This is a genomic window from Brenneria tiliae, from assembly GCF_023347575.1.
GTDB lineage: Bacteria > Pseudomonadota > Gammaproteobacteria > Enterobacterales > Enterobacteriaceae > Brenneria > Brenneria corticis.
In genome coordinates, this window is sequence record NZ_JAKPCB010000029.1 from 1 (window position 1) to 255 (window position 255).

Below are 255 nucleotides of genomic sequence, written 5' to 3' on the forward strand. Positions count from 1 at the left end.
TGACACTGAACCTTGAGCCTTGATGTGTAGGATAGGTGGGAGGCATTGAAGCGTGGACGCCAGTCTGCGTGGAGCCGACCTTGAAATACCACCCTTTGATGTTTGATGTTCTAACGTGGGCCCCTGACCGGGGTTGCGGACAGTGTCTGGTGGGTAGTTTGACTGGGGCGGTCTCCTCCCAAAGAGTAACGGAGGAGCACGAAGGTTAGCTAATCCTGGTCGGACATCAGGAGGTTAGTGCAAAGGCATAAGCTA

The 255-nt window shown here is 54.1% G+C and carries 1 rRNA gene; it reads left to right on the forward strand.

From position 1 onward, the window contains the following. A 23S ribosomal RNA gene (locus MFP24_RS24440) occupies nucleotides 1-255 on the forward strand; the annotation flags it as partial.